Raw genomic sequence first — 12445 nt, 5'->3', positions numbered from 1 at the left:
GAGCGCGATGCGACCGGGTTGTATTACTACGGGTTCCGCTATTACGCGCCGTGGCTGGGCCGCTGGCTCAACCCGGACCCGGCCGGCACTGTTGATGGACTGAACCTGTTTCGGATGGTAAGGAATAACCCGATCACTCTTAAAGACTCAGAGGGACTGCTACCGATTTACCCCGTTCTTGGATCGTTTCTTAATGATATTTTTCACGATAGCGCCTATGCCCGGATTGGTAGCTACTTAGTCAAGCCAGGCCAATCTGTAGATTATGCCCCAATAGCTATCTGGGATAAACGAATGTACGCGGGTACGGCAAGTCGGCATATGGGAATTCGGCCAGCAGCAGAAGTAGGATTTCCTGACTTCGCGGGTGAGATTTCGGGTAAAGAAATCACCAATGATTCTGGTCATTACAGACCGCCAGCCGGCGCAGGACAAGAAATCCCTGAAGGGTACACATATAAAGAAAAGCACATTGGGGAGGCAGACTCTTATATCCGCCTCACCATGTTTTCATCTCCCGATGAATATATTGCAAAGGTGACTGAGTTCAGATCGCTCAATAACGATCGCACAAAAGCAGAGGGAGTATTAGCATTCCTGGAAGAACACTCACTATATGAGCGGGCAAGTGCTGCCGCATTTACTTATGAGAACATGCATATTACTGGGCTGTTTAGAACAGCTGGTATCGATATTGAGAAAAGCTTTGGAGAAGTACTTTCTGACTTTAAAGAAAGTCTTGCGGGAGTTGAACAATCATCTGCCTTTTTTGGAGCAACAGGTGAACGTATCGCGAAAGCAGGAATTTTAACTAAAAAAATTGAGACGATGTCAACAATAGAGGCGAATGACAGTACCGCTCCCGGCAAACCTTATTCTATGTTTCAAGAACTTATTGAGCCAAAACCAAAACCTGCTACAGCAGTCGCTATGGCAGCGAGTAATACTACTGCGGCCAGTTCGTTAACCGCCGCCTCAGGCAAAAAAAGTTTTCTTAAATCGTTATTTAAGCGTACTGGTACAAAAAAATAGGATAAATCACGGGATGGGTACCACAAATTACTTTTAGGTTCTGTACGAAAAGGACTGTCGCAAACCCCGCATGGCACGAGCTAATGAGACCATCGCCGCAAAACCTGTCACGAGTTTGTCAAAGCGCGTAACGATGCGGCGGTTCTCTTTCAGCCACCCGAACATGGGCTCAATGATATTGCGCTGCCGGCATTTGGGGCGATCGAACAGCCTGGGCAAGCCCGGCTTGGGTTTGCGCTTCATGCTGCGCCGCGGGATCACTGGTTGCATTCGATAACGATCACAGTAACGGCGCAGAGCTTCAGCATCGTATCCCTTGTCGGCCAACAGCCATCGCCAGCGTTTGCGAGGACGGCCGCGCACGCTTGGGATGTAAGCCTCATCCAGTAATGGTTGAGCGTAGGTAATATCGCTGGCTTTCCCGCCTGACAGCAGGAATCGCAACGGCACACCATTGACGTCGCACAGCATGTGGATTTTGGTCGTCAGAGCGTGCGAGGAAGTGCAATCTCCTTACGAACGCTTTAGCTGGACTATGACGCCGAGGACAACGGTCTATGCCCGGACGACCGTCCTATGGCGCTTTCACCTGCTCGATTTACCTCTCATGCAGATTACAGCGAGAAAAATGCATGTCGTATTGTGCGTCTCAACGACACACTACATGATTCGAGATGTTGCTCCATCACTCGCCCCCCCAACGGCCGAGGCTGGTCCACAAGATGGGGGCAATAGGGGGGGCGATAAACGGATCGGGTCAGGCATCTTGCAAATCAGATCGGCGCCTTTCTCCGCCAGCATCAACACCGCCGCATGGGTATTGCCCGAGGTGACGTTAGGAAAATCGACGCGTTCCCGCAGGCAGAGACACAACCTCATCGCAGTGGGCACAAAACGCGTAACGAACCTTACCGTCGTCGGGCCAGTACATAATTGGGATGGGCATCGAAGTTTGTTGCGCATTGAGTGCAGTTGACATTCTGAACCCAAAAATGGTGTAGAACGAGCTCATCACCTGAACTATGGTACTCACCTATTTGACGCCCCACTCCTTGAGCGCTTCGAACACGGGCTGCAGATCTGGCATTTCGAAAGCGTCTAACTCAAGCTGGCTGACCGCACACGCTACTGGATCGACATCGCAACCATGTACGCTTGCGCCGAGGCGTGAGGCCTCGAACACCGAGGTTCCTCCTCCCACAAAAGGGTCGAGCACTGTGTAGCCTCGTAGGTCAGCATCACCGTAGTAAAGTGACTCGAAATCTTCACCGGGTGGGCTCGTCACGCCAATCAGCAAACTGCGAAAGACGGACGGCAGACGACGGGCAAACCATTTGTGGGCGGTGTAAATAGGTCTTGGTCGGCGGCCGTCACGCAGCGCAAAGCGCACTAGCGTCTCGACCGGAATCTCGTCCGCTTCAGCGAGCGTTAAAGAGGGTATGGATAGGCGTTTTGAGGCGGACTGGGGCGGACTGGGGCGGAGCAAATGCTGCGTCTTGAGTGCTTACATCACGCACTAATAATTCTCGCTTTAAAAATGAAGCAACCAAGACTAGCCAATACAACTGCTGGATAGGACGTCACCTGTCCCGCATGCCGCTCGCAGTCCAACAATAACCGTCGATTTTATCCTGAAGGTCGCTATGGGTCACGGTTAGCTTCAGAATATCTTCACTTGGTCCCACAGTGTTGCCCAACCACAGGCATTCCGACCTTGATCTGAGTCCGCTCGATCCCGATCCGACAGCCACAATCACCGAGTGCGTTGACGATCATTCAATAGCTGATCGATGACCGGCTGCTAAGAAATCGGCTTCGAATCTCAGATTTCCCTGCGTATCGCTTAGCTCGGCAACCTCAATCATCCTTATCCAAGCTAACAAACTTATCCAGCCACTCACTGGTCCACAGGATCGAGAACGTCGCGGCCAACATCGAAAAAATCGCATAAATAAAGATAAGAAAACCGATGAACCAAGCTAAAGGAGTGGCCCATGCCATGATCCAATAGAACCAATCAGGCATACCCGGCAACTCGAAGTATAAGGACTTACACACTATGGCGTAGATCAGAGATAACACTTGGAGAACAACGAAATGCACGAATGTGGAAATCATGCGGACGAATGGTGACGGCCCACCATTGCTCCCAGGGCCGGATATAAATTTGCTAAATTTAGAGTCCATGCCAAGCAGGACAGCAAGGCCCGCTAAAGTGAAGCCGAGCATGGTGGGCACTGAAGCGATAACCGTATCCCACCACGCTGGCGCCCGCCACACATTAAAGCAGGCCAGCGCGACCACTACAGATAGGCCAAAATAGAGTGAATTAACAACCGCCTTGATGCCACCGTAATATTTCCAGTAGCGCCCCCAAAGCGTAAAAGTATTGGCATAAGACTGCTTTATTTCTTCAAACATATCCTCACCTCGGCATCAGCTCCCGTGCGGCCTGAACCAGAGCTTCCCGCTCAGCTTGAAGGTCAGGATTGAAGGTCACCGGCACTGTCATGGGCATGCTTTCTGTAGAGAGCTTTATGACGGAACCTTCTACATCGCGCCCCTTGGCATAAACCTTGCCATTGGACGCGGCAACATCCGCTAGGGCTTTGAGCTCAGCATCCGGTTGCAAGCCTTCAGGATTAGCCTCGACCAGGATGACAATTTCCTTCTTTGCATTCAGCCGGCGCAAACGCTCTTGCATTTCTACGTCCAAACCGGCTAAGTCATCTGGATTTGGCTTATTAATTTCCATTTCTAACCGAGAAATGCGAGGAATCGAGAAAATTTGCTCGGTAGAGTCTATCCGTGGCTCGACGGTCACGGTCAACGGACCAAACTCAGCAAGCACCGCCGACTCAGAGGCGCCCTCGAAAAATTTTTTCAGCAGTCCAGGAGATAACGCATCGGATCCGCTACGCGACACGTAAAATAGCCTGTGTTTGCTGGGAAAAAACGCATATTGAAACCTTTTGAAATGCGGCTTCAAATTTTCTGGAATGACAATCCCACTGACGTCGTTCCTAGAAGCCATTTCCATGCTCAGGGTATTGAACCAATCCTCCGCAGCATTGAGCTTTAGAAACTTGAAGATTTCCCCGACATAGACATCGCCTTCCTCGCCCTTGAACACGGATCCCAACATGACCGCGTCGTCCCCACGAACTTTAATGTCCAGCTTGTTCGCATGAATTGTCCTCAACAGGTTGATGTAAAGTCCCTGAGAGTGAGGGTGCAGCACCAAATTCAGGCAGCTGACCTCCAGCTTGCGATCACGAGAGTAATTTTCACCAGCCGACTCACGAGTTTTGCTCATAACAGCCAACACCGTCCATGATTACGAGGATTGCCAACGCAGTTCCACAGCATCCCAGAAATGATAGCAAAATGCATCTACTACCCAGCTGCGGAGGCTTCTTGGTCCCTGATACCTTGAAACTAGCGAAACCGGTACCGTCATAACCGTCACCAGCCAACATATCAGTGTTGGACCGCCGGCATATTTGTCACCAATCGATGCTTTGGTTCTTGCTGGAGGGAACGACATCCGCCTTGGTGCCAGCGCGCGAACCGGTAGCGCGACGCCGCTTTTTGCCCTCCATCTGCATGATTTGCAGGGGGCTGGGCTGCACCTCTTCCAACAACGAACTCAGGCGTTCTAGTTCGCCGAGCGCGCGTAAAACGGCGATCAGATTGATCAGGGTCCCTTTGCCCTGACTGAGTAACAGATGCAACGTCTGCCGGCTGATCGCCGCATTTTCGGCCGCCGCTTCCAAGCTAATGTTGCGCTTCAACCTCAGCGTTTGCAGGCGCGCGCCGATGGTTTCCGCGAGAACTTGATCCGATTGCGCGCGAAGTCTCATAGCGTCAGCATTCCTAGACATTAACTGGCAATTTCACACTTTACGTCAACAATTCTAGACAGTACAGGAGACGTACCTGATCTGCCCATTACCACTGCAGTTCTGTCGTTAATACCGACATGCCACACACTGCGGGGGCCGATTCGTTCAGCTCAGCAGCATTGGCGATGAGGCGCTAAAACTGAGCTCAGTTTGCCCTGCCGTACCGCACACCGAGCTGTTCCGGGTACAAGATGTTGATGAAGCTTGAGAAATTTGCATTCTCAAACCTGTTAAACCGCTGACTTCCAGCGGAAAATCACCACGTTTACATCTGTAATAACGTAGGCGTAGCTCAGTACGAAATCGTTACACGCGCAGTCATGTTTATTAATCCGGGTGACGCCCCTAATCACCAGACAATGCGTCAGTGTCCAATTGCTGTAAGCTATCTGCTGACTCAAAAAAATCTTTTACATTTCTCATCACTTCTACAGGCGTAGAAAGATTTATCAATTGATCAATCCCTGGTGTTAGCACCGGCAACCAAGCCTCCATTTCAACTCGCATAATTGTTTTTATGTATTTTTTAGTAACCTCCAAATCCGAGTGCCCTAGCTGCTGCCTAAGCTGCTCATGAATATCATGAGCGTATGCCAAGTTAGGCTTCAAACCGTGGACTTTAAAATAATTATAAATTATATATGTAGCATAGGTATGTCGCAAAAAGTGGGGAACAATACGTCTACCTAGAATTTCAGAAGCATTTCTAAATGCTAGCCAAACATCATGTGAAGAAATCACTTTACCTTTTGCGTTAAGCCAAAGCGGAGCAATATCTTTGCTCTCATTTTTTTTTAAATAAATCTCTCCGCGACCTTTGTGAAAACTACGAATATATTGTTCATGCACAATTTTCAGCGCATCTGTCAACACTATACAGCTTAACAAGCGCTTCCCGCCTTTAGGAATATAAATCATTTTCTGAAAAACTACTTTCCGATGCAGGAGTTCTGGATACCTCAGCCAATTTTTATTCCTTGCGTCGGGCCCGAGCGGCATCTGAAGAACTCCGCCGATACGTAAACCTGTTGTGAGCATCACAAAGGCAATCATCTCATACACAGGATCAATCTTCCTAAGCTCTGAAGCTAGCGCGCTATAATCGACGGAATTCAATATGCAATCTTTATAGTCAGCAACAATCTCCACAGACTCGAGCCCAGGATCCGCTGCTATCAAGTTAGAGCTCTTCCAAAATGAAGCTGACGACCCTGCAGGAACATTCTTTAGGATTTTAGTCGGAAATACCATCATATGCGGGACCCCCTCTAAGTCACACCACTCGTAGAAAGAGCGCCAAGTACGATAATACAAATTTAATGATTGAGGTTTTACCTCGCGCTGAAGAAGTGCTTTTTTAAGAAGCGCAACATAGGGATCGAAAGTCAACTCATCAAACCTGAGCTGTACGTCGATACAATAATCAAATAAAATTTTCATATGATTATATATGTTAATTATTGTCTGCGGTTCTCGCCGACCGCCCTTTTTCTTATATGTGCTCCGCAAATGAATCAGAAACCGGGCTAAAGGGTAATGTATTCTGCCGCCAACATGAGGGATGGGCGTACCATCTGTATGCGTTACAAATTCTAAATACACAATTCCACCTCAAGACTCAACAACGCAGATTCCAAATCTCATCAAAGACCTCAACATCATCAGAAAAGGCAGGGAATTCCAGCGACTCGTACATAACTTTGAGCAAGTCATTACAAACTTGCTTGGATCGCGATCTGGATGAGTTTCTAGCAATAACAGTACTTAAGGAGCCGTGAAATACGACAGCAATCGTTCTAACATTAGTTTCAGAATGAGCCAAAGCTAACAGCTCATATCGATCAGCACGGGTTAAATTGCATGCGTCAAAGATCACGACTAGTCTACCGCTCCCTGCAAAACTTGAACTCCACGAGCTTTTCCCGCAACCAGGTACCCCAACCGTAATAAATAAATCCTTCTCTAACGGCCTGGCAAGAAACTCCCTCAATTGATTCACTGCCATCACCCATGATTGTTTACGAGAGAGTGGGTCTGACCCTTTCTGCAACGCATCGGGGCTGATAACAACTGGCTTAATACTAAACTGGCGAACTGAATACCTATCAAGTTTTTTAATAGACTCCAATTGGCGTATTTGAAAAAGCATTTTTTCATTTGCCAACCTTGCATCAGTTAATATTTTTTCTAACCGAAATTTTTCCTTCGTCAAATTTATATTACTTTCAACTAAATCATAGTTCTCAACCAGTGATGCCTTTAGCTTATCTTTTAAACTTAATGAAACATTGACTTCAATCGCTTCGCGCGTCGAGAGTTTGAAGCTTTTGATCTCTCGACCAAAATCTGCCCACGCTTGCTTGAGTTTTTCATCAGGAGTATTAATTACGCCATAAAAATATTTTCTATCTATACCGCATTGTCTGGAAACTGCAGAAATTGTAACTATCTTTCCCCTCCCATCAAACTCTTTTTGCATATCAATAAAAGCTTGTTTTGCAAAGGATAATTTTTCATATAGATTACTCATTTAACTTTGGCCAACACCGGAGTGTACCTATCGACAAAATCCTTAGCCATCCCAACAAAGTGAACGTTGCTTGTATAATTTTTTAGTGCTCCACCCACTAACTCTCGGTAAAACTCCAAAGACTGCTCAAGCTGCCTTGACATGCTTTCAGTCACCAAACAATTAGAGCAGTCCAAACCAACACACTTATCAACGAGCGGTATCCCATTAGTATCTCCTACATTGAGAGCTGAATTAGATCCAGTATTCCTAATCATCTTCGCACAAGGTTTTTCCTCTTCATCATCGGGATCAAAGACGCATATAGCGAGAGGCGTTAGCAGAAAATGCACTGAACCCTGTAGAGCACGCTCCTTTAAATATTGTTCCATTGTCGTCCCCAGCGCATCTCCTGTAAGGCCTTCAAATATTGCGGCAGAATTAATACCCTGTTTCATTTTGTCACCGGCCCCACCGGCCAACTTATCTTTTTGAATAGAATTAGCAATTCCACCTATCAGAGATAACGATTGCTGCACCAACATTTCCTGCCGCGCGCTTTTGATCAGCTGATTATTACGAAGATAGAGTTCCGTCATAGCGAGCGACTTGTGTGAGAATAAACGCATCACAAGCAGCGGGCCGAGTACAGGACTATTCAATACAAACCACCCAGCTATGGTCTTTCGAAATTGGTGCGGATGAGGTCGATAAGACACGCCTGCATTCTTTGCGAATGAAACGGTATAGTTCCATATCGATTGACTCGAGACTCTTCCGGTGGTTGCTCCACTATCATTTCGCGCTTGCAAGGGTGCGACAAGGAAATCTTTACGTCGTTTAGTTGAACCCAACACCTCCAACACACGAACGGCATCATATGTTATTTTAGGAACTGGTATCGTAACAATTTGGCCTTGAACATATTCATTGCTTGTCTTGCTTATTATCACTGTCATTCTGTAAAACTCGTCAACCCCCATTGAGTAATCCGGAACGCAACATCCCAATCGCAAATCCCTCAACTCTCCACTGCGCATACCGGTTGTAAACAAAATAATAGTAATGGCAGCCTGCTGTATATATTTAATACTATACCCAGCCTGCTCTTGCCGAAGCGAATATGTAAACTTACTTGCATCCGAAGGACTTGTGTACTTTTCAAATATCAAGTCGAACGGTAATTGCTCACCAAGCTCTTCTACCGATACACCCTGAGCTTTACATTCCTTGTAAAAAGCAAACCTACTAACAAAGTGACCTATATTTTTTCTTAGAATCACCTCATGCACAATTTTATGATACGCAAAGAGAGAAGATGAAAATTTCTCTATATAGTTAATCGCTGTATTTGCCAAAGGAAATGCATAGTCTAGTGGAATTGGCAGCCAGCCCGAATCATCCTCTGGCGAGGAGGTAATTGACTGAGGTATTACATCAGATATTAGATTTCCTACGAAAGGGTCTTCAGGAAGCTTGAGAAAAGATGGCAGATAATTAGGTATAGCCGATATTCTCCACCACTCTTGAAGCAACCTAACTTTATCTCTCTTGGTATTAAGATGTTGATCATACGCATTTACTTGAGAAAAAAAATCATCAAAGAACTCTGTGTGCGTTTCAGCCATACTTCTGAAATGGCCACCCTCACAAGGAGCAATCAAAAATCCTTTCTTAGCGATCCAGGCTATCATCTGCTTACCGGAGTCATAAACGTTCTGCACTCTGCGGGCTGACCGCTCCTTAACGGAGTTTTGTCCTAATAGATTGCTTAGAATAAGCTTCAAAAGTAGCAGCAATGGTAGATTCCCTCTATCGCCCCCTCCTATCGCGCGTTCGAAATACATTGGATTTCTAGCCCCTTCGAATCGGCAATCCCAAACATTATCGCCAAAGCTACTTAAGTGACTAACTTTCAAATTATTAAATTTATGTTCAATCTCTCTCAAAGTCCTCCATTGAAAATCATTAGATTCAGCCTCTACATTAGAAACGGTTGTCGCTTCAATATTAAACTCAGTTTGAAAATTCATTCCCCGCCCCAGACACTAACAATTCAGGCAGCATAACGCTTCCACTTTCGGCATGTTCGATAGCGCTTTCAACTGCGCCTCTATCCGACCAAGTCTTCAGAACATCTTCGGCACGAGCCAACTTCCTACCATATTGTGCCTCCCAAATATCAATAGGCATCATCGTCTTTATTTTTTTGTATTGGGTAATTCGCTTTGCAATTCTAGGCAAATGAACTTCGAAAACTCGACTTTGAGTACACCCCAGACACATATCATATTCAACACAGCCGTTCAAAACTCTATCCGGTGCACCTTCGTAATCAGGTGTATTTGGGGCCGCGCACGCGGCATATAAACCCGCTACCTCATCGACCTGACCCCCAACCACTTTTTCGCCTCTAAACTTTCGAGCCTCTTCAACATATCTGAGTTGCAGAGAAAAAATCCCGACATCAGTGACATTTTTAGAAGCACCTAATGCCATATAACTACCTAAAGTAGTATCAAACTTCTTATGATCCAACGCAAAAGCCAAAGACTCGCTTAATTCTTTATAGTTTTGACTTTGCGCTACAGCTTTAAAAAGTTCTCTCGATGCAAAAACCTTTCGAAACCGACGTGAATCTAATGTCATCAACTGTTGCCTTACTAATTCCCCATTAGAATCGACACTGACATCCCATATTTGATGTCGAGCGAGAAAGGCCCTACAGCCCTTTAAGAATGATAATGGACCAAACGAGTCCACCTCTCCTTCTCCAACATATAGCCACATGCTATCTTTGTGTGACTCTACTGCACTATTTCCTAACGGTTCAACATACCAAAGCAAAAATTGCAGAATGGGATAAACCCCCTCATTAGATATCTTAATATAAGTATCTTCGGCCACAGCAATCCCCCGTCCTTTCCCACGTTTTTTATAGCCTCTAACCCAGCACTTATCGGATGAAAGTGGATCCTTACATTCTGTGGGTGGCACTAACGACCCTCTAACTTTTTGCTTGCTTTTCCAAGACATAACAGTTTCTTTATTTTTGCCAGAAAATATCAAAAAAAGAAGAAAAAAAGGCAGTAATGAGTCACGCGTGGGGACCTGCTTCTCAGTCATCCGCTTAAACAACAAAGCGTGTCCAACTGCGGAAGTAGAAGTTATAATCGGCACACTATTAAGAAAACTATCACGATCTAATTCCGAATTTCTGAATATCTTTTCTCCCAATCTATTTAACTTTTTCTTATCTGCAGGACTTGGAAAAAACCCATCAACTTTCGCATTTCTAAAGGATGTACTTTCCAAAAATAGTTTAGGCAACCTTCTCCAATCGTATATACCTAGCTTTTCTTGCCTCCCCAACAAATCCTGAGCAAAAAAATCAAAATCTGCAGCCGCCACCATTATCTGCTGTACATCACTGATACAGGCACTGATCAACTGATACATAACAGCATCACTATATGAAGGTAAATGCTCAGGGCTGTCATACGAATATACAGGCATTGTAAACTTAGCGGGTAAATTCTTAGTCCCTGAAATTCTTTCTACAACTCGACACACTGATCTGTATTGCCTCGCTTTCTCTCGACTTAGTTTTCTTTGAGATTTTAAATATGATCGCCACTTACAAAAAAGCTCAAAATCACAGTCCAATGAATTATTTAGCGGCACATTATTTTTTTTGCAAAATCCAAGAAACTCTCCGACTGCGCTGCGTAAGCTGTCACTAATAGAGCGGGTGGGAAGCGATTCAAGGCATATAGTTTTCAAGGCTTGCGCAAACACTTTTACTGCCCACGGAAAGTCATCCAAAAATGCCGAATAAAAGAATCGATTCGGGTTATAGCGCTTGTTCTTTAGGAACCGCTCAGACACATTCTTGCTGTCTACAGTGAGAGAAACAGCTTGATCTTTTTCACCGGAGTTTTTAGGTAACCATTCCCAGCTAGTAGAGAAGGGGTAAAGCCCCTCATCATCTTTTGTCTCAAAACGCTTTTGTATGAGATCGAGCTCAATTTCTTGCGTTATATCGATTGTTAACCGCTTGCGGCCCATCGGAAATCCTAGATCAACATTTCACAGTAATATAACTTTATGAGCCAGGGCGCCAAGCCCGGCCACGGTGGCATCCTGCCCAAGCACAAGGTCACCAAAGAAATCGCCGAAACCCGCGGCATCCTGATGGGCGAGGACTGCGTGTCACCCTCGCGCCACACGGCGTTTTCAACGCCGATCGAAATGATGCATTTCATCGCACAACTGCGTGAGTTGTCCGGCGGTAAACCGGTGGGCTTCAAGTTCTGCCTCGGCCATCCGTGGGAGTTCATGGGCATTGCCAAGGCCATGCTGGAAACGGGCATCCTCCCGGACTTCATCGTGGTCGATGGCAAGGAAGGCGGCACCGGCGCCGCGCCCGTGGAGTTCACCGACCACATCGGCGTGCCGATGCGCGAAGGCCTGCTATTCGTGCACAACACCCTGGTGGGCCTGAACCTGCGGGACAAGATCAAACTCGGCGCCAGCGGCAAGATCGTCAGCGCCTTCGACATCGCCAGCGTGCTGGCCATCGGTGCCGACTGGGCCAACTCGGCACGCGGCTTCATGTTCGCCATCGGTTGCATCCAGTCGCAGAGCTGCCACACCAACAAATGCCCGACCGGCGTCGCCACCCAGGACACCCTGCGCCAGCGCGCGCTGGTGGTGCCGGACAAGGCCCAGCGCGTATTCAACTTCCACCGCAACACCCTCAAGGCCCTGGCGGAAATGCTCGCTGCCGCCGGCCTCGAACATCCGTCGCAGTTGTCGGCCAAGCATCTGGTGCGACGCATGTCGGCGACCGAGATCAAGCTGTTCTCGCAGCTGCACGTGTTCCTCAAGCCGGGGGAATTGCTGACTGGCGAAGTGAACGGCGAGTTCTACTCGCGGATGTGGCAGATGGCCCGGGCCGACAGTTTCGAGCCCAACGAGGTAGCCGCCGCCTGACTCT

Annotated in this window: 9 protein-coding genes and 2 pseudogenes; 2 read left to right on the top strand and 9 right to left on the bottom strand. The window is 47.1% G+C overall.

Going from position 1 to position 12445, the window contains the following annotated elements; genetic code table 11:
* Window positions 1-1032, top strand: a 1032-nt coding sequence (locus tag AC3WJW_RS11130; protein WP_493726014.1) for an RHS repeat-associated core domain-containing protein, incomplete at its 5' end; no start/stop codon positions are given.
* 33 nt (window positions 1033-1065) lie between these two features.
* Here the strand turns inward: AC3WJW_RS11130 and AC3WJW_RS11125 are convergent.
* The 9 genes and pseudogenes from AC3WJW_RS11125 to AC3WJW_RS11085 all read right to left on the bottom strand — a co-directional run.
* A pseudogene (locus AC3WJW_RS11125) lies at window positions 1066-1533 on the bottom strand (IS5 family transposase); the annotation flags it as partial.
* A gap of 532 nt (window positions 1534-2065) precedes the next feature.
* A complete protein-coding gene (locus AC3WJW_RS11120) occupies window positions 2066-2422 on the bottom strand; it encodes a hypothetical protein (RefSeq protein WP_493726013.1) in 357 nt (118 codons plus the stop codon).
* 467 nt (window positions 2423-2889) lie between these two features.
* A complete protein-coding gene (locus AC3WJW_RS11115) occupies window positions 2890-3453 on the bottom strand; it encodes a hypothetical protein (RefSeq protein WP_493726012.1) in 564 nt (187 codons plus the stop codon).
* A gap of 4 nt (window positions 3454-3457) precedes the next feature.
* Window positions 3458-4348, bottom strand: coding sequence for a DUF4747 family protein (locus AC3WJW_RS11110; RefSeq protein WP_493726011.1), 891 nt, complete (start codon window positions 4346-4348; stop codon window positions 3458-3460).
* 190 nt (window positions 4349-4538) lie between these two features.
* Entirely contained in the window at window positions 4539-4895 is a 357-nt protein-coding gene (locus AC3WJW_RS11105) for an XRE family transcriptional regulator (protein ID WP_493726010.1), read from the bottom strand.
* A 387-nt stretch (window positions 4896-5282) separates the two neighbouring features.
* A complete protein-coding gene (locus AC3WJW_RS11100) occupies window positions 5283-6377 on the bottom strand; it encodes a site-specific integrase (protein ID WP_493726009.1) in 1095 nt (364 codons plus the stop codon).
* Window positions 6378-6555: 178 nt separating this feature from the next.
* Window positions 6556-7467: a hypothetical protein gene (locus AC3WJW_RS11095; protein ID WP_493726008.1), complete on the bottom strand. Its 912-nt coding sequence runs from the start codon at window positions 7465-7467 to the stop codon at window positions 6556-6558.
* Window positions 7464-9479, bottom strand: coding sequence for a tyrosine-type recombinase/integrase (locus AC3WJW_RS11090; protein WP_493726007.1), 2016 nt, complete (start codon window positions 9477-9479; stop codon window positions 7464-7466). The genes AC3WJW_RS11095 and AC3WJW_RS11090 overlap by 4 nt, the downstream gene beginning before the upstream one ends.
* Window positions 9463-11514 (bottom strand): hypothetical protein, encoded by a 2052-nt coding sequence (locus AC3WJW_RS11085; RefSeq protein WP_493726006.1) that lies wholly within the window; start codon window positions 11512-11514, stop codon window positions 9463-9465. The genes AC3WJW_RS11090 and AC3WJW_RS11085 overlap by 17 nt, the downstream gene beginning before the upstream one ends.
* Before the next feature lie 39 nt (window positions 11515-11553).
* On the opposite strand from AC3WJW_RS11085, the pseudogene AC3WJW_RS11080 reads away from it, so the two are divergent.
* Window positions 11554-12441: pseudogene (locus tag AC3WJW_RS11080) on the top strand (glutamate synthase-related protein); the annotation flags it as partial.
* Between the last annotated feature and the right edge of the window lie 4 nt (window positions 12442-12445).

The organism is Pseudomonas sp. GW821-FHT07G06 (genome assembly GCF_058986625.1).
Note: the sequence above shows the minus strand (reverse complement) of the source record. Positions and strands in the feature narration are given on the sequence as shown.

What these genes read in the sequence shown, in the direction of transcription:
- AC3WJW_RS11115 (WP_493726012.1), bottom strand. Translation starts at nt 3,453, where the DNA reads ATGTTTGAAGAAATAAAGCAGTCTTATGCCAATACTTTTACGCTTTGG.
- AC3WJW_RS11110 (WP_493726011.1), bottom strand. Translation starts at nt 4,348, where the DNA reads ATGAGCAAAACTCGTGAGTCGGCTGGTGAAAATTACTCTCGTGATCGC.
- AC3WJW_RS11105 (WP_493726010.1), bottom strand. Translation starts at nt 4,895, where the DNA reads ATGAGACTTCGCGCGCAATCGGATCAAGTTCTCGCGGAAACCATCGGC.
- AC3WJW_RS11100 (WP_493726009.1), bottom strand. Translation starts at nt 6,377, where the DNA reads ATGAAAATTTTATTTGATTATTGTATCGACGTACAGCTCAGGTTTGAT.
- AC3WJW_RS11095 (WP_493726008.1), bottom strand. Translation starts at nt 7,467, where the DNA reads ATGAGTAATCTATATGAAAAATTATCCTTTGCAAAACAAGCTTTTATT.
- AC3WJW_RS11090 (WP_493726007.1), bottom strand. Translation starts at nt 9,479, where the DNA reads ATGAATTTTCAAACTGAGTTTAATATTGAAGCGACAACCGTTTCTAAT.
- AC3WJW_RS11085 (WP_493726006.1), bottom strand. Translation starts at nt 11,514, where the DNA reads ATGGGCCGCAAGCGGTTAACAATCGATATAACGCAAGAAATTGAGCTC.